The sequence below is a fragment of the Leeuwenhoekiella aequorea genome (assembly GCF_004104375.1).
In the GTDB taxonomy this organism is placed as follows: Bacteria; Bacteroidota; Bacteroidia; order Flavobacteriales; family Flavobacteriaceae; genus Leeuwenhoekiella; species Leeuwenhoekiella aequorea.
The window spans coordinates 108658-134833 of the sequence record NZ_QOVM01000002.1; the positions used below are offsets into that span (position 1 = coordinate 108658).

Annotated in this window: 21 protein-coding genes; 12 read left to right on the top strand and 9 right to left on the bottom strand. The window is 34.6% G+C overall.

Annotated features, from left to right (window positions below; genetic code table 11):
- Positions 1-36 precede the first annotated feature (36 nt).
- The 6 genes from DSM00_RS04500 to DSM00_RS04525 all read right to left on the bottom strand — a co-directional run bounded on the left by DSM00_RS04500 (position 37) and on the right by DSM00_RS04525 (position 6204).
- The gene (locus tag DSM00_RS04500; RefSeq protein WP_164916307.1) at positions 37-1368 is read right to left on the bottom strand and encodes a DUF58 domain-containing protein; all 1332 of its coding nucleotides are present in this window, start codon (positions 1366-1368) and stop codon (positions 37-39) included.
- 8 nt (positions 1369-1376) lie between these two features.
- Positions 1377-2342: an AAA family ATPase gene (locus DSM00_RS04505; RefSeq protein WP_241652369.1), complete on the bottom strand. Its 966-nt coding sequence runs from the start codon at positions 2340-2342 to the stop codon at positions 1377-1379.
- A 61-nt stretch (positions 2343-2403) separates the two neighbouring features.
- On the bottom strand, positions 2404-3633 hold the full coding sequence (locus DSM00_RS04510) for a DUF4350 domain-containing protein (RefSeq protein WP_128756842.1): 1230 nt from the start codon (positions 3631-3633) through the stop codon (positions 2404-2406).
- Positions 3630-4379, bottom strand: a complete 750-nt coding sequence (locus DSM00_RS04515) for a DUF4129 domain-containing protein (protein WP_128756843.1) — start codon at positions 4377-4379, stop codon at positions 3630-3632. Before DSM00_RS04515 ends, DSM00_RS04510 begins: the two co-directional genes overlap by 4 nt.
- Positions 4379-5236: a hypothetical protein gene (locus DSM00_RS04520; RefSeq protein ID WP_128756844.1), complete on the bottom strand. Its 858-nt coding sequence runs from the start codon at positions 5234-5236 to the stop codon at positions 4379-4381. Before DSM00_RS04520 ends, DSM00_RS04515 begins: the two co-directional genes overlap by 1 nt.
- Positions 5233-6204, bottom strand: coding sequence for a stage II sporulation protein M (locus tag DSM00_RS04525; protein ID WP_128756845.1), 972 nt, complete (start codon positions 6202-6204; stop codon positions 5233-5235). Before DSM00_RS04525 ends, DSM00_RS04520 begins: the two co-directional genes overlap by 4 nt.
- Positions 6205-6355: 151 nt before the next feature.
- Between DSM00_RS04525 and DSM00_RS04530 the strand changes: the two genes are divergently transcribed.
- The 3 genes from DSM00_RS04530 to DSM00_RS04540 are packed head-to-tail and all read left to right on the top strand — an operon-like array spanning position 6356 to position 8264.
- Complete coding sequence (locus DSM00_RS04530; RefSeq protein WP_128756846.1) at positions 6356-7078, top strand: RDD family protein; 723 nt, start codon at positions 6356-6358, stop codon at positions 7076-7078.
- Positions 7078-7704, top strand: a complete 627-nt coding sequence (locus DSM00_RS04535) for a trimeric intracellular cation channel family protein (RefSeq protein WP_128756847.1) — start codon at positions 7078-7080, stop codon at positions 7702-7704. Before DSM00_RS04530 ends, DSM00_RS04535 begins: the two co-directional genes overlap by 1 nt.
- Before the next feature lie 17 nt (positions 7705-7721).
- Entirely contained in the window at positions 7722-8264 is a 543-nt protein-coding gene (locus DSM00_RS04540) for a pyridoxamine 5'-phosphate oxidase family protein (protein WP_128756848.1), read from the top strand.
- Here DSM00_RS04540 and DSM00_RS04545 read toward each other — a convergent pair.
- On the bottom strand, positions 8261-8986 hold the full coding sequence (locus DSM00_RS04545; protein ID WP_128756849.1) for a peptidylprolyl isomerase: 726 nt from the start codon (positions 8984-8986) through the stop codon (positions 8261-8263). The genes DSM00_RS04540 and DSM00_RS04545 overlap by 4 nt on opposite strands.
- Before the next feature lie 2 nt (positions 8987-8988).
- Between DSM00_RS04545 and DSM00_RS04550 the strand changes: the two genes are divergently transcribed.
- The 4 genes from DSM00_RS04550 (at position 8989) to DSM00_RS04565 (ending at position 14435) form a co-directional block, all read left to right on the top strand.
- Positions 8989-9645 (top strand): NUDIX hydrolase, encoded by a 657-nt coding sequence (locus tag DSM00_RS04550; RefSeq protein WP_128756850.1) that lies wholly within the window; start codon positions 8989-8991, stop codon positions 9643-9645.
- A 57-nt stretch (positions 9646-9702) separates the two neighbouring features.
- Positions 9703-10506, top strand: coding sequence for a lysophospholipid acyltransferase family protein (locus DSM00_RS04555; protein WP_128756851.1), 804 nt, complete (start codon positions 9703-9705; stop codon positions 10504-10506).
- Positions 10507-10666: 160 nt separating this feature from the next.
- Positions 10667-11605: a serine hydrolase gene (locus tag DSM00_RS04560; protein ID WP_128756852.1), complete on the top strand. Its 939-nt coding sequence runs from the start codon at positions 10667-10669 to the stop codon at positions 11603-11605.
- Positions 11598-14435, top strand: coding sequence for an Npt1/Npt2 family nucleotide transporter (locus DSM00_RS04565; RefSeq protein ID WP_128756853.1), 2838 nt, complete (start codon positions 11598-11600; stop codon positions 14433-14435). The genes DSM00_RS04560 and DSM00_RS04565 overlap by 8 nt, the downstream gene beginning before the upstream one ends.
- 8 nt (positions 14436-14443) lie before the next feature.
- Here DSM00_RS04565 and DSM00_RS04570 read toward each other — a convergent pair whose 3' ends face one another.
- The gene (locus DSM00_RS04570; RefSeq protein WP_128756854.1) at positions 14444-15397 is read right to left on the bottom strand and encodes a tRNA dihydrouridine synthase; all 954 of its coding nucleotides are present in this window, start codon (positions 15395-15397) and stop codon (positions 14444-14446) included.
- Between the two features lie 138 nt (positions 15398-15535).
- Between DSM00_RS04570 and DSM00_RS04575 the strand changes: the two genes are divergently transcribed.
- Positions 15536-16486, top strand: coding sequence for a lipid A-modifier LpxR family protein (locus DSM00_RS04575; RefSeq protein WP_394365797.1), 951 nt, complete (start codon positions 15536-15538; stop codon positions 16484-16486).
- A gap of 1 nt (position 16487) precedes the next feature.
- Here the strand turns inward: DSM00_RS04575 and DSM00_RS04580 are convergent, their stop codons facing one another.
- Positions 16488-18203 (bottom strand): SulP family inorganic anion transporter, encoded by a 1716-nt coding sequence (locus DSM00_RS04580; RefSeq protein ID WP_128756856.1) that lies wholly within the window; start codon positions 18201-18203, stop codon positions 16488-16490.
- Between the two features lie 243 nt (positions 18204-18446).
- Between DSM00_RS04580 and tilS the strand changes: the two genes are divergently transcribed.
- The 4 genes from tilS to DSM00_RS04600 are packed head-to-tail and all read left to right on the top strand — an operon-like array spanning position 18447 to position 25483.
- Positions 18447-19760, top strand: a complete 1314-nt coding sequence (gene tilS / locus DSM00_RS04585; RefSeq protein WP_128757382.1) for a tRNA lysidine(34) synthetase TilS — start codon at positions 18447-18449, stop codon at positions 19758-19760.
- Positions 19753-21750: a protein-disulfide reductase DsbD family protein gene (locus tag DSM00_RS04590; protein WP_128756857.1), complete on the top strand. Its 1998-nt coding sequence runs from the start codon at positions 19753-19755 to the stop codon at positions 21748-21750. Before tilS ends, DSM00_RS04590 begins: the two co-directional genes overlap by 8 nt.
- 54 nt (positions 21751-21804) lie before the next feature.
- Positions 21805-23649, top strand: a complete 1845-nt coding sequence (locus DSM00_RS04595; RefSeq protein ID WP_128756858.1) for a CocE/NonD family hydrolase — start codon at positions 21805-21807, stop codon at positions 23647-23649.
- A 4-nt stretch (positions 23650-23653) separates the two neighbouring features.
- A complete protein-coding gene (locus DSM00_RS04600) occupies positions 23654-25483 on the top strand; it encodes a DUF885 domain-containing protein (RefSeq protein WP_128756859.1) in 1830 nt (609 codons plus the stop codon).
- Positions 25484-26176: the final 693 nt, after the last annotated feature.

Genomic DNA, 26176 nt, shown 5'->3' on the forward strand with positions numbered 1-26176 from the left:
AAAAAATCAAATTCAAAGTTTAGTATAACTTTCAACTTACAAAATTCCTCTTGCCTTTATCTCAAGATATTTATTTATTGTATTCACAGAAAGATCTTCAGGTCGCGTTAAAACAGCTTGTATTCCGTGATTTTCTAATTCTTTTACCATAAGTTTTTTATCATATTCCATTTTTTGTGCTATTGTTTTATGATAAATTTCTGGAGTGTTTGCAGCTTTTTTCTTGATAAGAGTATCGAGTTCTGTGTTTTCAAAAAAGATAACAACAAGTACGTGTTTTTTTGACAAGCCTTTTAAATAAGGTAGTTGTCGATGCAAACTGCTTATATGTTCAAAGTTTGTATACAGAAGTAACAAACTTCTATGGGTAATTTTACGCTTGACTTCTGCATATAACCTTCCGAAGTCGCTATCTAAAAATTCTGTATTTATAGCATATAAGATTTCTAGAATAATATTAAGATGTGTTTTTTTATTACTTGCAGCTAAATGATTTTGAATGCTGTTACTGAAAGTGATTAAACCAGTCTTATCATTTTTTTTAAGTGCAATATTACTGAAGGCTAACGTACTGTTTATAGCATAATCTAATAGTGTAAGGCCATTAAAAGGCATTTTCATTACCCGACTTGCATCTATTATAGAATAAACCGGTTGAGATTTTTCGTCCTGAAACTGATTAATCATTAAAGAACCTCGTTTTGCTGTAGCCTTCCAGTTTATTGTGCGCACATCATCACCACTCACGTAATCCTTTATTTGCTCAAACTCCATTGTGTGACCTATTCTACGTATTTTCTTGAGTCCGAACTGTGTTAGTTTATTATCTATAGCTAAAAATGCATATTTCTTCATTTGAATAAAGGAAGGATACACTTTTACGGTCTGTCCATTATTAAATGTATATCGGCGCTTAATGATTTGCAGTGGAGAATGTACGTATATATTGAGATTTCCAAAGTTATAAACTCCTCTGTCAACGGGTCGTAGTGCATAATTAATAGCTACGCGATCTTTTGATTCTATGGAACCTGATTTTAAAAAATCTCGTTTTTGAAATTGAATGGGGATTTCATCAATTATTTCGTAATAGATTTTAAAGCTGTATTTGTTTTGAATAAAAAGAGGAACTTCATTTAAATCACTATTAGAGAACTTTTCGGGTAAATTTCTAGTAGCGGTTATTCCTTCAGCTGTTCTATAAAGTGTTACACAGTCAAATAAGATGATTAGTAATAAAAGCCATATCCCAATTAATGCAATTGGGAAAAATAGATGAACCCAATATGAAATTAAGAATAGAAGTATGAGTATAGCTACGGCATAGTAAACCCGTGTTCCTAAATATAAACTTTTTATAAATCTAATTATGCGCACTAGCGGGGTACTTCTATAGATTGAACAAGCATATCTATTACATTTTCTGGTGTCATCCCTTCCATTTCTCGTTCTGGAGAGAGAATTACACGATGTCGAAGCACCGGTATAACTGTTCTTTTTACATCATCTGGTGTAACAAAATCACGTCCATTGATTGCAGCAAAAGCCTTTGAGGTGTTCATAATTGCTAGTGATGCACGTGGCGAACCTCCTAAATACAAATGAGGATGCGTTCTTGATTTGACAGTGATCGCGGCGATGTAGTTTAATATCTTTTCTTCAATACATATTTGATGAATTTGACTGCGGTATTCTGCCAACTGGTCTGGAGTTAGGACAGGTGTAATTGAAGCTTCTTGGCTTATAGTTCGTTCATTGTGGCTTTTTAGAATGGCAATCTCATCGGTAAGGTCTGGGTAACCCACTTTAATTTTAAATAAAAATCGGTCTAATTGTGCTTCAGGTAATGCATAAGTTCCTTCCTGCTCAATAGGATTCTGAGTTGCTAAAACCATAAATGGCTTGTCTAATTTGTATTGATGACCATCTATGGTTATTTGACGTTCTTCCATTACTTCAAAAAGGGCTGCCTGCGTTTTTGCAGGTGCTCTGTTTATCTCATCGATAAGTACAATATTTGAAAATATAGGCCCGTGTTTAAATTCAAAATTACTTGTACTCATATTTAATACCGATGTTCCTAATACATCACTCGGCATAAGATCTGGGGTAAACTGTATTCGACTAAATGCTGTACTTAATGTTTTTGCAAATAGTTTTGCGGTTACCGTTTTTGCGATACCGGGAACTCCTTCTATCAATACATGTCCTTCAGATAAAAGTGCAACTATTAATAACTCAATAAACTCGTGTTGACCCACGATTACTTTAGCTAATTCTGATTTAAGTTGGTCTACGGCACTACGAAGTCCCTCTAAGGGAATTCGGTTTACAAAATCCATATTCTCTGAACTTTCAGTAGCAGAAGTAGATTGTAACTCCTTGTTTGTATTTTCAGAATTATTAATTGATTCGTCCATCTTGATGGTATTTTTTAAAGTTTTCAATGTAAGAGTTTAACTGTATCAATTCATCTTCAGTAATTACAGCTTTTGGCTTCAGTGTGTTGATAAAGTCTATTGTATTTTTAATTTCCAATACCGAAATATTGCTTTTAGCAGCAAGTTTTTCGATGAAATCTTGATCTTTTTTATCTGTTGCCAAAATAAAGGTAGACCTTATATATTCCATAAAGTGGTTAATCTGGTGAATTGCAATCTGTCTATTATCCTTTTTATCTAAATACATTCCTGCAATAGTTCTCGTATAATCTAGAGTTTGATTTGGCAACGGCTTGATTATTTCTATACTGCGCTGTTTTCGCTTACCCTCAAACAAAACCCAGATAACTGTCGTAAGCAATAGGGTATACCAAGCCCATTTTAAATACTTGTTGTTTAAAATTATATACAAGGGAGATTCTGCTACAGCCTTACTATTTTTATAATTATGATCTAAATAAATTTTACCATTAGCAGGTAGATAGGTGAGAGCCCCAGCCGTATATCTGGCATTTCCTTCTTTTAGCATAAATGCATTTGTAAACCCTTCAGCAAATGTGTTTATTATGATGGTCCCTTTTTTAAATGGTGTTGCAATAAAATTAATTTTAGGCTCTTTGATTTGCGTAGAATCTTCATCTTTCATAAGATCAAATACCCCTAAAACAGTGGTTTTTAAGGTGTCGATCTCATCAAAATAAGTGGTGCTAACATCTTTATCTAGTAAATAGGGTGATCTACTTTTTAATTGTGGATTACTCAGATTAACCAGAGGTCGTTTCTTGATTAATTTTGTAGTACTGTAATAAGCAGTACTTAAGTTAAGAGTGTCCAGAAGTGTTTTGCTTACCGTATTTGCAGCGATAAATAAAGTATTACCACTTGCAACCCATTCAAGAAGTTTTTGCGCTTCTGCTTCATCATTATAGACTGAACTATTGAGAAAAAAATAAGTTCCCATTTTTGTACTATCTATAAACTCAAAGGGTGGAATATTAACTTCTTCAAGTCTGTCCTTATCGACAATAGAACTGAGCTGATCGTAAAAAATATAAGTTCCAAAAGGAATTTTATCGATTTTACCATAACTCGGAAACCAATTTACAGGTTCAGGTTTTGTGGCTTCTGCAGCAATTAAAAGAGTGACAGCGAGAATAAGTATACCCGCTAAAATTTTATAACGTAGTGTCATAGGGTAGCGGTTAATTTTATAAACTCTTTTTCGGCTTTATAAAATGCAGACTCAGTTACTTCAAAGTTTCCATACCATATGAAATCATAAATACGCGTAAGTTTTGAAAATTCACTGCGCAGTTCTGGATTTTTGATTTCGTAGATATAGTCGGCATTTGTCTTTTGTACTTGCCAATCGATTAGTTCTTTTTTTGCAAGTTTTTGAAGAAGTAGCAGGTAATAATATCTAACCGCTAATTGATAATTTTTTTGAGTTAGCGCATCATTTATCAGTTCCTGTATATTTTGACTCTCGATAATCTGTTGCTCGTCGGTTACTAATACAGTATTAAGATCTTTCCTTTTAAGAGGGGATCCACCTATATCCACTTTTATGAACAGCCATATTAAAAATGCCACAACGCCTGCAATTAAAAGATAGGGTAGTGCACGTACGAGAAATCCTAAAATTCCGGTAGCCTCTTCTCCTTGTAAAATCCATTTTATTAACGATTCCCATAAATCATCAAGCCAGGTTTTAAAGCGATTCCACAGATTATCTGGCGGAATTAACTCTTCATAATTAAATGCTTCTCTTGATCTGTAATCTTTAAGAATTTCACTGTCAAATTCCTGAATATCCACCCTGCGCTCGTCGTATTGAATACTTTTATCAGGTTGTACAGAGTCTTGAACTTCAGCTTTTATACTAAAATTAAATACACTAAGAAATAGAAATAATATGTAGTAAAATGGATAGTGCATTAAATATCAGATCCTATACTATCTATAGTTTCAAAAGTTCCTGTTTGGTTAATTTTTTCGTTTAAGTTGAAGTATATTAACGCAATGGCGATAGCAAATATCCCGGCTAAAATATACTGAATTGCGGTTGTAGCTACATTTAGACTAATATAAACCCAATCAAAAACCCCAGAAAGATTTGCCGGTGAAAGTTGTTCCGTTGAAGAAAATGCTTTTACTAATGAGTAAATAATTAACGGAAGAGAAAATACCACATTCGCTACGTAAAGCAAGAGCCCTACTACCAGAATTGTGGCAAACGTCATCCACCATTCCCCTTTAACAAGACTAAAACTATAAGCAATAGCGTCAATCACAGATTTATTTTTAAACACTATAACAGCAAAGGATAATGATAATGGGACAGAGATGTAAACTCCTGGAAGAATACACATCATAAAACCTATTAAGAGCATTAAACCAGAGAGAAAAGACAAACCTGTTAATCTACCAAGATCTGCGCGCACTTGTTGTTTCAGTAATGTCTGATCTACAATTCCTTCATTTTCGATATAAAGTTTGATATAATTTAAAATGGTTCCATAAAGAACTCCATAATAAAAAAACAGAGCGATCACTAAGCCAATAAGGGAAATAAATACTCCCGAAGCATTAAAGGAGCCTTCTAAGATGTTTGTGAAATCTGTAGCAACGCTGGTGTAATAAGCAGAAAACACAATTAGAATAACAAAAGGTACTGCCGCATTCTGAAGGAGCGCTTTAAATAGAGGTTTATATTCTAGGCGCAAAAATTTAAAGGTATCAGATAGGACATCTCCAAGTTCTCGCTGTCTTTTAAATTGTATTAGTTCTTTCATTTTTTTAGTTGGCGTTGTTTTTTGTTAACGATATGAGGATATAGGACGTAGTAAAACAATATTAGTAACAAGGAAATGCTAATAATTAAAATAGCTAACCAGTCTGGCATTTCAGTATGGCGTGTTACAAAACCTTCTAGAAATCCAGCTATTATAAAAAAAGGAATAGTACTAACGACAATTTTTAAACCATCTTTCATACTGTGTTTAAAAGATGCTAAGCGCGTATACGTACCAGGAAATAATATTCCAGAACCTAAAACTAAACCTGCTGCTCCTGCAATTATTATAACAGAAATTTCAATAGTACCGTGTATCCATATAGTGCGTACAGACTCCCAAAGCACGCCTTTATCATAGAAGAAATACTGAAAAGAACCCAGCATAACACCGTTTTTCATCATTATAAAGAGTGAGCCTACGCAGAATAAAATTCCGTAGATAAATGCCATTAAAGCGACTTTAATATTATTTATGGTGATCCCTAAGAACATTTCTGTTTCATTCATTTCTTTATAAACCCGCATAGGATCATTATTAGCGATATTTTTTAATGTCATATTTACATATCCATCGCCTAAAATACTGCGTACATAAGCGCCATCTGTAGCGGCACTATAAGCGCCTATTATTGCAAAAAGTAAAAATGTCAAAAATGAAAGAAGTAGATGTCTTTGATAACCAAACATTAATTTTGGAAATTCATTAGTGAAAAATGAAATAAATCTGTTGCTTGATTCTCTCTTATTTTTATAAATTTTTTGATGAGATTGTGAAGCTAAGTAATTGAGGTAGCTGGTGGTTTTGCTTTCTGGATAAAATGTTCGGGAATAGCTTAAGTTATCGGTAACTTCTAAATACAGAGCAGATAATTCATCTGGAGATAAATCACTTTGATTACCTACCATTACATTTTCAAATCTTAACCATTTATCCTTATTTTGCTTCACAAAAGCTGCTTCGCGCATAAAACGGGTATTAGAAGAATCAATTTTGATTAAATTTCCTGAAAACTAGTTTAAATAATTATAAAATCAGGGTAAAGCCTGTAGCAATTCAAATTTGTTATTTAAAGAATAGATTTCTCAAAATTAACAAGGAAGGTAAAGAAAAGAATTAATGGATAATTTTCAAATTGAAACTGCTCAAAATGTGAGCATAAATCAAAATGTAGCAGGAATAGGTGACCGTATTCTGGCGTACATTATAGACTTCTTTATTTTAGTTGCCTATTTTTTAATTACAGTTTTTTCTCTGGCTGCTTTCGGAATTGAAAGCAATTCACTCGCTTCTGCCAGTATATTCTTTATGGTTATAGGAATACCTGCTTTTCTTTATTTCCTCTTTATGGAAACTTTTTGGAATGGTCGCACATTGGGTAAAGCAGCTTTAAATCTAAGAGTCGTAAAAATTGATGGTTCTAAGCCGGGATTTGGAAGCTTTTTTGTACGATGGATTATGCGTACTATAGATATATCTCTTACCAGTGGAGGTATTGCTGTATTTACCATTTTACTTAATGGGAAAGGACAACGCTTAGGTGATATTGCAGCCGGCACTACGGTTATTAGTGAGCGCAAAAAAGTAAATTTAAGACAGACATTGCTAGAAGAAATACCTGAGGATTACGTGCCAAAATATCCACAGGTTACTGTATTTAATGATGCAGATATTCAGAAGGTAAAAACTATCTATAGTCAGTCGAGATATAATGGCAAACACAACGTTATTGTAAAACTAAGTGATAAACTTGCGCGCACCATGCAAATCACACCAGACGAGAAACCCATTCAATTTATAGATCGGGTATTAAAAGATTATAATTATTATACACAACTGTAATGGAAAGTCTGGCAGCAGATATTATTGATATTTTAGGGACTATTTCATTTGCAATTTCTGGAGTGATAACGGCGACAAAAAAACGAATGGACATTTTTGGAATCCTTATTATTGCAACAGTAACCTCTGTGGGTGGCGGTACTTTACGTGATTTACTAATAGGTAAATCACCGGTAACCTGGATTTTAAATACCTCATTTGTTTATTTAATTTTTATAGCAACCGTAGTGGCTATTATTTTTAGAAAGCAACTACGCTATGTGCGTAAATCCCTCTTCCTTTTTGATACCATAGGTATAGCTCTCTATACAATTACCGGAGTGCAAATGGGTTTGCTCATAGGTTTAGCACCAGTTATTTGTATAGCTCTAGGAACAATTACGGCTTGTTTTGGAGGCGTTTTAAGAGATATTTTATGCACAGAAATTCCGGTGATATTTAGAAAGGAGATCTATGCAAGTGCATGCATTGTGGGAGGTGGAATGTTTGTTTTACTCGATCATTTTGGTGTGAATACTGTAATTAATTCGGTAATATCTGGCTCTTTAGTAATTGTAGTGCGCACATTAGCGGTTATCTTTAAACTACAATTACCTTCTATCTATAAAAAGGAGGAGCTGGTGTAAATTTAAAAGTCATTTTTATGGGAAAGAAGCGTCCGGAATTAAATTCTCAATTGAAGGAATTTATAACTAATCAAAAAATATTCTTTGTAGGTACTGCTGCAAATACTGGTTTTGTGAATGTATCTCCTAAAGGAATGAGCACTTTTTATATACTGAATGATAAAGAAGTAATATGGCTTAATTTGACCGGAAGTGGTAATGAAAGTGCCGCGCACGTTCTTAAAGATCCCAGAATGACAATTATGTTTTGCTCATTTGAGAAGAATCCGCTTATTTTAAGATTATACGGTACAGCTGAAACTTTTCACGAACGTGATGCGCTATTTTCAGAATACTTAAAACATTTTGAAGAAACTGCTGGAGCCCGACAAATATTTAAATTATCTATTGAGCTGGTTCAGACCTCTTGTGGTTTTGGTGTTCCATTTATGGAGTACAAAGGTGAACGTGATACCCTTAAACTATGGGCAGAGCAAAAAGGAGAAGAGGGTATTAAAGAATACTGGACTGAAAAAAATAAAGAAAGTCTTGATGGTTTTGATACCGGTATATTTAATTAATCCATTAATTCAATATCTATATAGATATTTTTCAGTGGCCACTCATTTTCATCAACTTCCACTTTATTAATTTGGTCAACCACATTCATTCCTTTAGTAACTCTACCAAAAACGGTATGTTCACCATCTAAGTGATGACCTCCCCGTGCCGGTTGAACAATAAACCATTCAAATGGAGAAGATGCATCACTTATATTCTGCTCTAAATATTTTGCTGCCGAAAATGCACCTCGCACGTGTGCGTGACTTGAGGAAGCTTCATTAGGGATTAAATAATTTCCAATGCGTTGCCTTTTTTTAGGAGTTTCATAGCCATCGCTGTTTCCACCCTGCACAACAAAATTGGGTGAATTTCTATGAATCATAGTATTGTCAAAATAATTTTGTTTTACAAGTAGAATGAAATTTGCACGATGTAATGGAGTATCCTTAAATAGCTCAACTTCGATATCACCAAACTCCGTTTTAATACGTACACGGGTCTCCGGGTTGCGTTTTCCGTAGGCAGTTAAAAAGGGAATTAACTCTGCCTGTGATTCAATTATAGAGCCTGCTTTGGTTTTTAATTTCTCATTTTGGGCTTTGGCTTTATCAGCCTCAGAGCTATCTGCTTTTTTTTCAATGGTTTGAGTACTTTCTTCTTTAACTTTTGATTTTTTATCTTCACAACCGGCACCTGCAAGAAGTATTGCAAGAATTAAAATAGAAAAACTAATACGCATATATGCAGTTTGATGAGTTTATAAAAAGATTGCCAAAATTAAACAATTTACAACTTCTGGGGCAAGAAGCGCATTATCTAATGGCACCTACAGAACGAATAGATGAATTGGCATCACTAGATATTGAACAGCGCAATCCACGCTGGGCAGGAGTAATGTCATTATTTTACCCCAATGCTCAAAATGGAGAAACTATGCTCGTACTCATTTTACGTAAAACTTATAAGGGTGTACACAGCAATCAAGTAGGATTTCCCGGAGGAAAAGCAGAAGCATCTGATAATTCTATTGAAGAAACCGCTTTACGGGAGACAGAAGAAGAAATAGGAGTGGAGCGTTCCAGTATTGAAATTTATAAAAAACTTACCAAAATATATATTCCACCCAGTAATTTCTGGGTGCAGCCATTTATAGGTATTGTTAGGCATACACCTAACTTTGTAAAAGAGGAGTCTGAGGTAGAATCAATCTTGGAAGTTAAGCTAACTGAGTTTTTAGCAGACTCCAGTATTGTTTCTCAAACCGTTGATACATCATATGGTAAAATGGTAGATGTTCCGGCTTTTTTATTGACAAAAAATATTGTCTGGGGTGCGACAGCTATGATGCTTAGCGAGGTAAAATGGGCTTTGCAACAATTAGAAGAAGATAAGAAGTAGTATTTAAAGTTTTAATTTTATATTTCACAAAACAGCATTACGAGTTTATAACTAATTATGGGGCTTTTTAAAACTAATCCTTTTGGACACTACTTGATTATAAAAAAGTGGTTGATACGTATTATGGGCGTTATGTCTCATAGACGTTATCGAGGGTTTAATGCCTTGCAGATAGATGGTTCTGAAATAATTACAGCATTACCGGGAACAAATGTTCTTTTTGTATCTAACCATCAGACCTATTTTGCAGATGTGGTAGCTATGTTTCACGTATTTAATGCGAGTTTAAGTGGCCGTGTAGATTCTATTAAAAATGTAGGTTATCTATGGGATCCTAAACTTAATATTTATTATGTAGCTGCTAGTGAAACTATGCGGAGTGGTTTACTGCCTCGTATTATGGCGTATGCGGGAGCAGTTTCAGTAAATAGAACGTGGCGCTCAAAAGGTCAGGAAATTGATAGACCGGTTAATTTAAGTGATACTGAGAATATAGGTATCGCACTACATGATGGATGGGTAATTACATTTCCTCAAGGTACTACAAAACCTTGGAAACCTATACGTAAAGGAACCGCACATATAATTAAACAATACAAACCCGTGGTTGTTCCTATAGTAATTGATGGTTTTAGAAGATCTTTTGATAAAAAAGGAATACGTATAAAAAAACGAGGAATCCTTCAGACAATGGAAATTAAAGAACCATTAGATATTGATTATGAGAATGACTCTGTAGAAGATATCGTAGAGATGATTGAATATGCCATTGAGCAACATCCGTCATTTTTAAAAGTTATACCTGCGGAAGAACTCAAAAAAGAAGAAGAACTTAACCAAACTCGCAGATGGGATTATTAAATGTCAAAATTGTTAATTTTAACTTTTTATTGACGCAATTATTGTCCCTCATCGATTATATGTGTTAAAAATGAACTTTAACACAATTTTTCCTTAACCTTTACATACTATTATAAAAAAGAGCGCGTTAACCCCAAAGACGTTACCCTAAATATTGTTTATGAAAAGACTTAAATTGTTAATTTTATTGCTAGTAGTAGCAATATTTTCCAATACATTTGCACAAGAATTACCCCTTAAAATTTGTATCGACGCTCCGCTCGAGAATTTCAACAGTAAAATTTTAACTACCCAACTGTACAATCAAATAACCAAAGATCCAAAACTTAAAAGCTTAATTGCTAATAAGAAAATGTCTGTGGGAATTGTAAGCTTAGACGATCCCAATGCTATTCAATATGCGGGCATCAACGGTGAGGAAATGATGTACGCCGCCAGTTTACCTAAAATAGCAATTTTATTAGCTGCAATGGATGCAATTGATAAAGGAGAGATGAAGGAAACTGCCGAGATTAAAAACGACATGTGGTTGATGATTAGTAAATCTAATAATCAAGCCAGTACTAGAATGATAGACCGCCTTGGGTATGATAAAATATCTAGTGTTCTTACTAGTGACAAATACAAACTATACGATAAGACTAATGGTGGCGGTTTATGGGTGGGTAAGCGTTACGCTGCTGCCGGTGAGCGCAGACCAGACCCTTTAAAGGGATTAAGTCACGCAGCTACAGCAGAACAAGTATGTCGCTTTTATTACAAGCTTGTAACAGGAACTTTAGTAAGTGCTGAGCGTTCTAAAGAAATGCTTGATATTATGGAGAATCCTTCTTTACATCACAAATTTGTAAATACACTTGAGCGTATTGCTCCTACTGCGCGCTTATTTAGAAAATCTGGTTCTTGGCAAAATTACCATTCAGATTCTATTTTAGTTTGGGGAGAGAATGGTCGTAAGTATATTTTAGTAGCTCTAGTAGAAGATCCTAATGGTGAACAAATAATTAGAAATTTAGTATTTCCAGTTGAGAAAGCTTTACAAAAATCTCGAACTTTACTGGCAAGCGCTACAAAAGGTGCTGGTCGAATAGGTGATTAAGAAATTTCTGAAAAAGACGTTTAATATAAGAGATGGTGAGATCACCATCTCTTTTTTAATGCAGTTATACGTCTTTCTTATAATAACGATTCTTTTAATCGTTAAACCCACTGTTAATGCACTTTTTCTTAAAGGTTTGGGTGCAGACAATCTTGCTTTTGCTTACCTATTAATTGCAGGCATAGCTGTAGTAACATCTTATTTTTATAATAAAGCCGTTAGGTTCTATTCTCTGAAGCGTATAATTATCTTTTCGCTTTCTTTCTTCGCTATTGCATTTATTGTGCTTAGTGCACTCTATAAATTGAAACTTATAAATGGTAGTATTCTTTATATATACTATGTAATAAGTGGAATATTTGCCGTGCTCACAACCAGTCAGTTTTGGCTACTCGCCAATATGGTTTTTAATGCACGCGAAGCAAAACGACTTTTTGGATTTATTGGATCTGGAGCAATTGCCGGTGGGATATTTGGAGGTTACCTCACAACCATATTAGTTCCTTTTATCGGGAATGGTAATATGCTACTTATCGCAGCGGTATTTATTTTATCCTGTATACCTATATTAGCTCAGATTTACAAAAGAGGTTATGTAGGTCGTACTTCGCGTTCAACATCTATACATCACGCATTAGATGATTCTGCATTTAAATTACTACTGAAATCAAAGCACTTAACGTATCTCGCTTTAATAATTGGTTTAAGTGTAATAATTGCCAAGCTGGTTGATTTTCAATTTAGCGATTTTGCAAGTAAAGCAATCCCTGATGCAGATGAACTAGCCTCATTTTTTGGATTCTGGTTTTCTACCTTTAATCTATTCTCACTAGGAATACAGCTTTTTCTAACGAATAGAGTTGTAGAAAAATTAGGAGTAAATAGTTCGCTTTTAATACTTCCTCTAGGTATTGCACTAGGATCACTGTTGTTTCTTACTTTTCCTGAATTATGGGTACTTATAATTATCAAAGGTCTGGATGGTAGTTTTAAACAATCGATAAATAAAGCGGCTACAGAGCTTGCTATGGTTCCTATTTCATTAGAGATAAAAAACAGAACAAAATCTTTTATCGATGTTGTGGTAGATAGTGTAGCCACCGGTATTGCCGGCTTTCTTTTAATATTTATAATTAAGGGACTCTCGTTACCAACAAACTATGTTACGGTAATCATCATATTTTTAATTTTGGTTTGGATCGTGGGAATTTTCAAAGTACGCGATACTTATTTCAAAAGCTTTAGAAAGAGCTTGCGGGATGCAGTCGCCATTTCTGATGGTGTACCTGTGCGCAAACGTAAATCACCTATAGAATTAGGAAAAAGAATTTTGAGCTCTGGCGAACCTGATCAAATACGAATGTATCTAGACCAATTATCAGGAAGAAATGCAAAAATACTGATGCCCAAAATCCTCCAGTTATTAGAGCACGAAGATAATGATGTTAAAATTGCCGCTATAAATCAATTGTTTCATTACCCTGAAGGTACAGCAGTAGAGGTGGTACAAAAACTGGTTCATTTTAAGGATGATGAAGTAGTGTATGCAGCAATGAATTATCTCATTCTCCACACTTCACTAAACGACAGTCGCATTTTTGACTCGTATTTAAATCACAGTAGTGATTATATAGCGCACGCAGCATTGTTATGTCTTGCTAAAGAATCAAGTACAAATAAAAAAATTGCTTCACGCTACAACTTGGAATTACGTATTGAGTTATGGCTGGCAGAACTCGATCTTCCTAATAGTATCCACCGGCCAGAGGAGCTTTCCTTTTTGTTAGAATCTATTGGCTATGCGCAATTTCCACAGTTTTACTCTTTCATATCGGTAAACTTTAATAACAGAGATTCGCACATTGTGCGCCACGCGATAATTGCAGCGGGAATCTCTCAAGAACCTATGTTTATTGATGCATTGATTGAATTTCTAACGATAAAGGAATATAGAAAAGAGGCTATTGAGGCGTTGAGATCATATGGTGAGTCTATTAGTGAAAACCTACTTGCACGCGAGGCTGCAAAGACTTTAAAAAATAATGTAAAGAAACATATTCCAGCTGTTATTCAAACTTTTGAAACACAAGCTTCAGTACGTATATTATTAAGACTCTTGAAAAGTAAGGATAATTTAATACGAAAAGCTTCTGCAAAATCGCTCTATAAATTAAAACGTAAAGAGTCTAAACTCAATTTTTTTCCGAAGATAATTTTTAAAGAACTACTTAATTTAAGTTATGAGTATCGCGATATAATTAGTAGTAAAAAGGTAATTAGCGGCAATTTTAAAAGAGAAAATTATACGGGTTTATCTTTTGATGATCAAACTGAACTGCGAATTGCGCGCGAGGGTCTTTTAGAGGTTCTTGATATTCAATTAAAGGTGCGTATTGAAACTATTTTTAAACTTCTTGCAGTGTATTATGATCGCAGAGATCTAGATGTGGCTTATCAAGGTTTTGTGAGTCAGGATAAAGATACGCGTGCAAATGCTATCGAATTTTTAGATAATATTCTTTCTCCAAAACTGAAACACATACTCTTACCACTATTAGAACTTACGATCATTGAAGATCAAGATGTTTATGATGAAATCCTTGAAGATTCAGATATCAGTTTTAATAAAGCACTTATTCAACTGATTGAAGTAGGAGATGGTAATCTGCGTTTACCGGTTATTTACTTGATTCAATATCTAGGTGACACGAGTTTCTTGCCTCTTTTAGCCGGGCTTCAGATTACTGCTAAAAATCACGAGGTTCGCTCTTTTGCAGCATTGGCACTTAAAAAACTTCAGCCTTCCTTATTAGCAACTAATCAAGACTAATTTCAATTTTACTTGCGCATTTCTGCATTTATAATTTGTGCAACAGCCTGCTTATATTTTATAGGGTTAGACGCTTTTTTGATAGCTTTGTACGTTTTCTGCGGATTAGATGTAGACTGAGAGAAAAATTCCCAAAAGCCTAGCATTTTCATCTTTATGGGTGTTGGACCAGACAAATACTCGTCATAGTCTTTGTAGATCGTGTCATGAAATTCTGAAAATATAGACCAGCGATCTTTCGGATAGATGCTACTATTATTTTTTATCATTTGAGGTAAAAAAGGATCAGCAATGAGTCCGCGACCTATCATAAAATGATCAATTTTAGGAAAACGCTCTTTGATAGCATTGAAGGATTCTACCGAAGTTATATCGCCATTATAATATAATTTATGCTTAGTGCTATCAATACATTTTTCAAAAGCATCTAAATCGACCGGCCCTTTATAAAGTTGTTTTCCTATACGGGCGTGAATAGCAATATTTTTGAGTGGATATTTATCAAGAATAGGAAACGCTTCTAATATTTCCTGAGCGTTCTCATAGCCCATTCGCATTTTCATAGAAACTAAGATATCTGTTTCGTTATGCGCTCTATGTAATACTTCATCTATTCTAGACGGATTACAAATTAACCCCGAACCCATTCCAGATTTTGTAACCATAGGATACGGGCAGCCTAAATTCCAGTTTAACTCTTTATAACCTAACTCCCGAACATATTTTGCTACAAAAATAAATTCATCAGGATCATTAGTTATGATTTGAGGAATAACTTCTAGCGTCGTATTATTTTCAAGCATTAAGTCATTTTGATACGACTGCTTAATTTTTAATTTTCCGTTTAATCGTATGTACGGAGAATAAAAGGTATCAATACCACCAAAAAAATGATTGAACGCATTACGGAATCTAAAGTCTGTAAATCCCTGCAAAGGGGATGAGAGTAGGGTGTACGACATTAATTTTATTAGTTAACCAAAGATAAAGTAATGATGCAGTTGAAAATATACGGATTCTAGAAATTTTAAAATTTGTTCACATTGAGGCACTTTAATAGAACTATATTTGTCTTTCTGGTATATTTTCAGGCTATTATCGTGAGTTTATTTCATCGTTTTTTACTGGGTTATTTGCTGGTTATGAGTGTAGCTAGCACGGCACAGGAAACTAAATATAAGTATCAGTTTACATTAGGTCACGATAATGATATTACCCTAATAGGGAGCCCTACAGATTGGCACTATACCTACGGAATACATCTTAATTTCAATTGGTTACCGAAGCAAAATTCTTTTACAGGCAGTTTATTTAAAAATAAAGAATTTGTAATGTTTAGATCTGGTTTGCACGTGGAAGCTTATACACCAGATTACTCAACAAAAAAACAACACGTTAATATACGCCAACCTTTTGCGGGATGGGGATATGTTGATTTTGAAAGCACATATACTTTTGAAAATTCGTTCCTTAAATTAGGATTAGAACTAGGTATTTTAGGTCCTGCAGTGCAAGCCGGGGAAATACAAAATTTTATTCATCAGTATATTTCCGGAGATAAATTGGTAACGCAATGGGAGGATCAAATTCCAAATAAATTAGGAATAAATTTAAGAGCTACTTACGCTAGAAATATATTTACAAAAGATTGGTTTAATATTTATGCAAAAGCCGCAGCTTCCGGAGGAACTGTTTTTGCGTATATAGAACCTTCACTAAACCTACGCTTGGGTTTATTTGATAAACTTTCCAGGACAAACTCTCAAGGAAATGTGTTGCTAAGCAGTATGCGTAAAGAACTCTATTTTGAAGGTTCTCTTTCACCGCGATTGTCTTTTTATAATGCTACTTTACAGGAAGAAGATGCTAATGGCGATATTTTAGTTGCTGAAGACTTGATAGAGTCATTTTATTTAAATGCCTCTCTTGGGCTGTTTTATACAATAAACCGATATTCTTTTGGTATAAATTGGAACTATTCCGATGGTAAAATTGAAGGCAACAGACCACACCGCTATATGATGCTAAGGGGGAGTATTCGATTTAATTAAACTAATAATTTTGATGTGAAATTCGATTTTCAATCTCAGTACGAGAATGTTTCCCATCTATATACTCTACAGCTTCTACCACACGTACAAAGAGATTTTCACGACCCAGAAGATCTACAACACCGGTTTTAAACAAAATGTCCCGTGTAGGTCCTGTGGCGCCGGCTATCATTAATTGTATTTCTTGATCTTTCAATTCAAGGATAAGGTGTTTAATGATATAAGTAGCACTACTATCTATATAATTTATGGCTTCTGCATTTATGATAATTACCTTCAGATCGGGTCCTTTCGCAATTTTGTGTCGTTTTAATTGCTTGTAGAAGTAATCTTTATTTCCAAAGAACAACTGCGCATCAAATCGTAAAACTAAAATATCTTTTCGGTCTATAATATCAGGTGCAAAGCGCGTAATATTTTTAAAATAGGTAGTTCCTTTAATTTGACCTAACACGGCCATATGCGGCTTTGATGTCCTGTAAACCATTAAAAGTAAAGAAAATAAAACTCCTAATATTATACCTTCTTGAATTCCTACTAACAGGGTGATAAAAAAGGTAGCCATAAGAAGAACAAACTCATCTTTCTGGTATTTATATAATTCTTGCGGGTATTTAAAATCTATCAAACTTGTGATTGCCAACATTATAATAGAAGCCAGAATCGCATTGGGTAAATAATAAAATAAAGGGGTCAAGAAAAGTAAGGTAAGCGCTACAAGAGCAGCACTCATAAAAGCGGCAACACCCGTTTTAGCACCAGCTTGAAAATTTACTGCGGTACGGCTAAAACCGGCAGTTGTAGGATAACTTTGAAATAGCGATCCCATAATATTGCTTGTTCCCAACGCTATAAGTTCTTGATTGGGAATAATCGTATTTGCATTTACTTTCTCATCAAGCGCTTTGCCTATAGATATAACCTCCATAAAAGCAATTAATGCCATTGCCAGAGCAATTGTAAATAAGTCTCCCAAATTTGACCAGGGAACTTCTGGTATTTTAAATGCGGGAAGACCATCTGGTATTTTACCTACTAGTTGGAGTCCGTAATCTGCAATAGGTGTAAAATAGGCTAGAGCAATACCCAGAATAACAACCACAATTGCTGTCGGAATTTGACTATTAAGCCTTTTTATGATTAGCATTAGAGCTATTCCCGAGAGACCTACAATTACAGCAAGAGGATTAATCTGATCGAGCTGCAAAAATGTTTGTTGTAAAATATGAAGCGTCTTATTACTGGTAATTTCTATACCTAATAAATGCTTCAGCTGACTTATTCCTATTATCAATGCAGCGGCAGATGTGAATCCATTTATTACGGGTTTAGATAAAAAATTTACTAAAAAACCCATTTTGAGAAAGCCCATTGCTAGCTGTATGGTACCAATAAATAGCGATAAAAATATGGCCATCGATATATACTCATCAATGCCAGAAATCGATAAAGCGCCTAAACCCGATGCAATTAACAAAGAATCCATTGCAACAGGACCTATGGCAAGCTGCCTACTCGTTCCTGTAAGTGCATAAATGACCTGTGGAACTAATGCTGCGTAAAGTCCAAAAACTGGTGGCAGACCCGCAATCATTGCATAGGCCATACCTTGAGGAATGAGCATTACACCTACTGTGATTCCAGCAAAAATATCACCAGATAAATAGGCTTTTTTATAGGCGGGTAACCAACTTAAAATGGGAAAATACCTTTTCAAATTATTAATTTTAAGGCGTAAATGTATATAGGTTCAACAAATCTTCAAGTAACACAGGTTACAAACCTAACTATTAAATGTACAACTATTGTTTAGCTTAAATCTATCTTAACTTAATTTGAATGGTGAGAATTTAAAGTATAATTGAAATTGGGAATCAAATAGGTAGTTTGTCTAAGAAAGTACATCACAACTTTGCACTTTTAAAAGTATCTGAATCCTAAAATTGTATATTTGAAAACTATGTTTGATGCCTTCTTAAATCACATTTCTAATAACTTTCCTATTCTCTTTAAAAGCAGAGTTCTTCTTGCCGTTAGTGGAGGGATCGACAGCGTTGTACTTTTACATCTGCTCAAAAAAGCCGATGTTGATTTTGCAATTGCGCATTGCAATTTTTCGCTACGCGGAAAGGAAAGCGATCAGGATGCAAAATTTGTAGAGGAGCTTGCACGAGCATTAAACGTACCTATTTATATTCAAAAGTTTAATACTAAAGCGTTTGCCTTAGAGAATAAAGTTTCTACCCAAATGGCAGCCCGCGAATTACGATATGCCTGGTTTATGGAGCTATGTGCTGAGCACAACTTAAGCCATACCATTACCGCGCATCACGCACAAGATGATCTGGAAACATTTTTAATTAATATAAGTAGAGCAAGCGGTATTGAGGGACTCACAGGAATGACCGAGAACAGCGATTTTATATTGCGTCCATTATTACCGTATAGCCGAGATCAAATAGCGGCTTATGCAGAGCAACACGCGATTAACTGGCGTGAAGACAGTAGTAATTCTACCGATAATTACCTACGAAATCATTTGCGGCATCACGCAATTCCTGCTTTAAATGAAGCATCGCCTGATTTTCTGACACAATTTAAAAAAACGCAAACCTATTTACATGAATCTGCTACGTTATTAGAAGATTATACAGCTTTTTTATTTTCAAAAATTGTCACGCAATCCTTTAAGGGTTATGAACTTAATATTCCTCAATTATTAGAAGTGCCGAATACTAAATTGGTATTATATCAATTATTAAAAGGTTTTGAGTTTACAGATTGGGACACTATTTACGATTTGCTTGCGGCACAATCTGGTAAAAAAGTAATAGCAGGAAAGCATCGTTTAATAAGAGATAGGGATGTACTGTTGTTAACAGAACATAAAGTAGAGGTTCAAGAAGACTTTAAGGTAACGCGCAAAGATTCTTTGATTAATATTCCCGGGCTCACTTTAATAATTGATGAAGCATCTCAATTAGATATAAAAGATAATAACGTTGCTTTTTTTGATAGCGACCAGTTAGAATTTCCACTTACAGTGCGCAAATGGAAGGAAGGTGACATCTTTTACCCTTATGGAATGCACGGAAAGAAAAAAATAAGCAAATATTTTAAAGACAATAAATTTTCGACTTTAGATAAAGAAAGCGCCTGGTTACTTTGTTCTGGAGAATATATAATATGGATTGTAGGTGAGCGTACAGACAATCGTTATAAAATAAAGTCGGGCACGACTAAACTTGTAAAATTCACGGTTATTTATGATTAAATATGGTTTCCTTCTTGTAATGTTCTTTTTTACACTTACAGGAAATGCACAGATATTCACAGATTTAGAAAAAATACAAAATCCTGTAGAATGGGAGGCGAGCGTAAATAAGCTTGACAGTTCTAGATTTGAACTTATAATTGACGGTGTTATAGATACAGATTGGCACGTTTATTCACAATTTACAGATACAAATGGCTCTTTACCATTGGAGCTTGAATTTTTAGGTAGTGAATCTTCATATACACTAGAAGGTCCTACAGAAGAAGGAGAAACATTTACAGCTTATAGCGAGGTGTTTAAAGTAGATGAGACTTTTTTTAAAGATAAAGCCAAACTTTCTCAGACCATTAGCGTGACTGACTCAAACGTCAATTTTGTAAAACTGATACTTAAGTATCAAGTATGTAAGGAAGTTTGCATTAATGAAGAGAAGTACTTTGTCTTTAATCTTCAGACTTTAGAAGGAGAAGTTATTAAGGATTACAATGAGTTCGAAAATTTTTCTACAGAGCTTGAAAATCCAAAACAGTCGCAAACGGCAATAGAAGATTTTGAAGATGAAGAAAAACAGGATTTATTGACTATATTTTTGCTTGCATTTGCTTCCGGATTTTTAGCACTTTTAACTCCGTGTGTTTTCCCAATGATTCCTATGACGGTTAGTTTTTTTACGAAGCAAAGTAAAAACGCTGCGGTAGGAAGACGTAACGCCTTATTGTACGGATTGTTTATCGTCGTTATTTATGTTCTTTTAGGAACATTGGTTACTGCGATATTTGGTGCAGATGCGTTGAATGCATTATCAACAAATGTTTGGTTCAACATAGTTTTCTTCGTTCTATTAGTCATTTTTGCTATTTCGTTTTTTGGAGCTTTTGAAATTATGTTGCCTAATTCGTGGGCAAATGCGGTAGATCGTAAAGCTGATAGAGGAGGAGTTATAGGCATATTTTTTATGGCATTGGCTCTTGCCATAGTTTCATTTAGCTGCACCGGGCCCATCGTTGGTACATTACTAGTACAGGCGGCTTCAGAGGGAGGATTAGCTCCTATATTAGGAATGCTTGGTTTTTCATTAGCTATCGCTATACCCTTTGCTTTATTCGCATTATTCCCAGGATTAATGAACTCTTTACCTAAATCTGGTGGGTGGTTAAATTCTGTGAAAGTGGTGCTAGGTTTTCTAGAACTAGCATTGGCATTTAAGTTCTTGTCAAACGCCGATTTAGTTTTACAAGCTCATCTGCTAGAACGCGAAGTTTTTCTCGCTATTTGGATTGCAATTTTTAGCGGACTAACCCTGTATCTTTTTGGAAAAATCAGACTATCTCACGATTCGCCATTAGCGCATATATCTTCAGGTAGAGTACTGCTAGGATTAACTGTATTAGCCTTTACTATATATCTTATACCAGGTCTCTGGGGAGCACCGCTTAAATTAATTAGTGGATTTCCGCCGCCTATGAATTATAGCGAATCACCATACGGTGTGGGATATATGAAAGGTGGTCAAAATGAGTTGGGAGAATTACCAGAAGATTCAGAACTGGGTCCTTATCAATTAATAACCTTTACAGATTATGATGCAGGAATGGCTTATGCAAAGGCTGAAAATAAACCCGTATTATTAGATTTTACCGGTAAAGCCTGCGTTAATTGCAGAAAGATGGAGGAGCGCGTTTGGGGTGAACCACAAATTCTTGGAAAACTTCAGAATGATGTAGTTTTAATATCATTGTTTGTTGATTTAAAAGAAGATTTGCCTAAAGATGAGCAATATGTAAGTCAAACAACCGGAAAACGCGTGAAAACTGTAGGTAATAAATGGAGCGATTTTCAGATTACAGAATATCAAATTAATGCACAACCTTATTATGTTTTATTGAACACGCAGGGGGATGTTTTAAATACCCCTATTGGTTATACACCAGATGTATCAGAGTTTGAAGCCTGGCTAAAAGAAGGTATTTCAGCTTATACAAGATAAACTTCACTAAATTTAGTGATCCAAAAATTTGAATTAACTTATACATACAACTGAATGAAAAACTTTAAAATTGCACTGGTTGCATTATTCATGTTCCTTTTTGCAGGATTACAAGCTCAAACCGAAGCCTATGTAAAAGAGCATTATGACAAAAAGGAGGTCAAAATTAAGATGCGTGACGGTATTCTTCTGCACACAACGATTTACAGTCCAAAAGATAAATCACAGGAGTATCCCATCTTAATGATGCGTACTCCGTATAGCTGTGCTCCATATGGAGAAGAAAATTTTAAAGGAAGAATAGGACCTAACCAATATTTAGTAGAAGAAGGCAATATTTTTGTTCATCAAGATGTGCGTGGCCGTTGGAATAGTGAGGGTGTTTATGATAATATGCGAGCATACATTCCTAATAAAAAGAAAAAACAGGTAGATGAAGCTAGTGATACATACGATACTATTGATTGGTTAGTTAAGAATGTAGATAATACCAATGGTAATGTAGGAACCTGGGGAATTTCTTATCCCGGTTTTTATGCGACTTATTCACTACTGAGTGAACACCCTGCGTTAAAAGCAGTCTCTCCACAGGCTTGTATTTCAGATTTTTTCTTTGACGATTTTCATCATAATGGTGCTTTTTTAGAAAGCTACTGGAGAGCCATTTCGTTATTCGGCTATATGAAGACCGAGCCTACCACAGAAGCCTGGTATAAGTTTCCTGATTTACCATCTGAAGATCAATATCAATTTTTCTTAGATCAAGGTCCCTTAACAAATTTAGATACCTTCTATAAAAAAGATAATATATTCTGGGAGCAGTTTAAAGAGCATCCCAATTATGATGAGTTCTGGAAAAGCCGCGGAATTCTTCAACATTTAAAAAATATTAAGCCAGCAGTAATGGTAGTAGGCGGTCTTTTTGATGCTGAAGATTTATATGGGCCGTTTAATACCTATAAGAATATTGAGGCCAATAGTGATAATTATAATATTATGGTTTTCGGTCCTTGGAGTCACGGAGACTGGGCAAGACAAAGTGAACGTCAGGCCATAGGTAATGTATATTTTGGAGATAACCTATCAAGAGATTTCCAAAAAAACTATGAGACCGTATTTTTTAATCACTTCCTAAAAAATGATGGTAAAGGAACTATTAATTTACCGGAAGCCTCTATGTATGATAGTGGAGCAAGAGAATGGAATAGCTATTCTAATTGGCCGGCTAAAGAAGCTGTGAAGAAGAGCTTTTATTTAGGTGCAGGTCAGTTGCTATCTGAAAATGCAGATCCAGATTTTGAAAATACATTTGTAAGTGATCCTCAAAAGCCGGTACCATATTCAGAAGATATTAAGATGGTTTTTACACCTCGTAAATATATGACCGATGATCAGCGCTTTGCGGCGCGCAGACCAGATGTCTTAGTTTATGAGACACCGGTTCTAACTGAAGATATGACTTTGAGTGGTGAGATACTGGCAAAATTACAAGTTGCTACGACAGGAACAGATGCAGATTGGGTTGTAAAGCTAGTAGATGTATACCCTCCAGATGCAGCAGATTTCCCCGAGACTCAAGATTATTTAAAAATGGGTAACTATCATATGATGGTGCGTAGTGAGGTTATGCGTGGTCGTTTTCGAGATAGTTTTAGTGATCCAAAACCTTTTGAATCCAATACTAAAACTCCGGTAAATATGACACTTCAAGGGGTTAACCATACCTTTTTAAAAGGTCATAAAATTCAGATTCAAATTCAGAGTACGTGGTTCCCATTAATCGATCGTAATCCACAAACCTTTGTACCTAATATTTATAAAGCAAAGGTTGAAGATTTTACTAAAGAATCACATAGCGTATTTGGGGATTCAGAAATTCAATTCAGTATTATAAATTAAACGTATGAGAGTTCAATTTAATCTCTTTATATTAAGTGTTTTCCTTGTTTTAGGATCTTGTAAAAAAGAATCTTCAGAAACAGTAACTCAAGAAGAAATTAATAAGCAAAGTAGTGCCTTAAATGCCTGGTTTGAAAAACAGTTTCAAGAAGATTTAGCATTATCTCCACAGGGTCAAACCAATTTAGGATACAAGACCAACTACGGAAAATGGGATGATATCTCTTCAGAAATGATGCTTACTAATCTCAACAATGCCAAGGAGCGCCTTTCATATCTTGAAAATGAAGTTAATGTAAATGCATTAGATTCTGTTACAGCTGTGAGTTATAAGCTGTATGTATTAAATATGAAAAACGATATTGAAGATTATGAATATCGTTTTTATAATTATCCTGTAAATCAGATGTACGGTTTACACTCGAGCGTTCCCGCATTTCTTATCAATAAACATAGAATAGATAGTATTGCAGATGCAGAGGCCTATATTTCTCGGATTAAAGGGGTTAAGCCATTGTTTACTGAGTTGCGCAATCAGTTAGGAATACGGGAGTCAAATCAAATAATTGCTCCAAAATTTGTATTAGATCGTGTACTTGATGATAGTAGAAATATTTTAAAGGGTAGACCATTTGAAAAGTCTCAGGAACAAATGCCAATTTTAGCCGATTTTGAGTCTAAAATTGACAAGTTGAAGCTTGATAGTGCAAGTAAAGATAGATTAATGCTTGAAGCGACAAATGCACTTATCGATAGCTTACAACCCGCGTATAATGAGCTAATCGACTTCGTAGAGAATCAGAAAATAAGAGCAACCACAGATGATGGCGTATGGAAATTTCCTAGAGGTGATGTTTTTTATGGTATTGCTTTAAAGAGAACAACTACAACCTCTATGACTGCGGAAGAAATTCACGAGTTGGGACTGAGTGAAGTAGCACGTATTCAAGGTGAAATGAAAGAAATTATGAAGCAGGTAAAATTTGAAGGAAGTTTACAGGATTTCTTTGAATTTATGCGCAATGATAGCAAGTTTTACTACGAAGACTCAAATGAAGGAAGAGCAGCGTATATGAATAAAGCAAAGTCAATTATTGATGATATGCGTGGTCGCCTTGATCAATTGTTTATTACAAAACCAAAAGCAGCAATAGAAGTTAAGCAGGTAGAATCATTTAGAGAAAAAAGTGCTGGTAAAGCTTTTTATAATTCTCCGGCACCCGATGGTTCAAGACCGGGAGTTTACTATGCAAATTTATATGATATCAAGGCTATGCCAAAGTATCAAATGCAAGCTCTTGCTTATCACGAGGGAATTCCCGGTCATCATATGCAGTTAGCCATCGCTCAGGAGCTAGATAGCTTACCAAAATTTAGAAAATTTGGTGGCTATACAGCCTATATAGAAGGCTGGGGTTTGTATTGTGAATATTTACCTAAGGAAATGAATATGTATAAAGACGCGTATTCAGATTTTGGAAGGCTTGCCATGGAATTATGGAGAGCATGCAGACTGGTAGTCGATACGGGTATACACCATAAAAAATGGACGCGTGAAGAAGGTGTAGCTTATTATAAAGAAAATACTCCTAATGCAGAAAGTGACTGTATCAAAATGGTAGAACGCCATATCGTAATGCCAGGACAGGCCACGGCTTATAAAGTAGGGATGAATAAAATTCTCAATTTGCGTTCAAAAGCTCAATCAGAATTAAACGATAAGTTTGATATTAGAGCATTTCACGAAGTACTATTAGGACAGGGAGCATTACCTCTTTCGCTTTTAGAAGAACGAGTAAATACCTATATAACTACGGAAAAACAAAAACAATAGGATTTGATCTATCTTAGAATTGTATTTATAATTTTGGTTCTTTTAGAACTCCGCTATAAAAAATTTAAGACACCCAAAGAATTAATTCTTTGGGTGTTTCTCGTTGGTATCTTTAGTTGGTTAGGCTATATTTTATTTCTTGTTTTTAGAAAAAGACTTTTGATGAGAAGAGATCGGTTTAATCTTGAATTCAAAAAAAGGAATCAAAATACTTTAGATAATTAAGGGAATAATTCTTCAGAAACGTCATTTCATTTCAGCATTATATTAGGTAAAAACTGCGAACTGTAAATAATATAAAAAGCCGTTAACGAGCTGATAAATAGTTATTTAAAACAGAAAAACACCTTGCTTTCGCAAAGTGCCTTTCACCCCTAAATTATTAATGACATAGTAAATTTACAATTTACTTGAGAATATCCTTAGAGAATTTATAAGTAAATCGATTAAGTTTTTACAAGTATATAATTTTCAGATTTATCCAAAAAAGAAAAACACCTTGCTTGCGCAAAGTGCCTTTCACCCCTAAATCATTAATACATTTTAAATTTAATTCCCCTATTAATTAAATGAAAAACGGTATAAATCATTGATTAATACACTGTAAATCTATTTAAATGTATAGTTTCTCAAAAGGGGAAAAACACCTTTTTTAGAATACCGAATCATCGGAATTTTCTACAAAAACTTTTT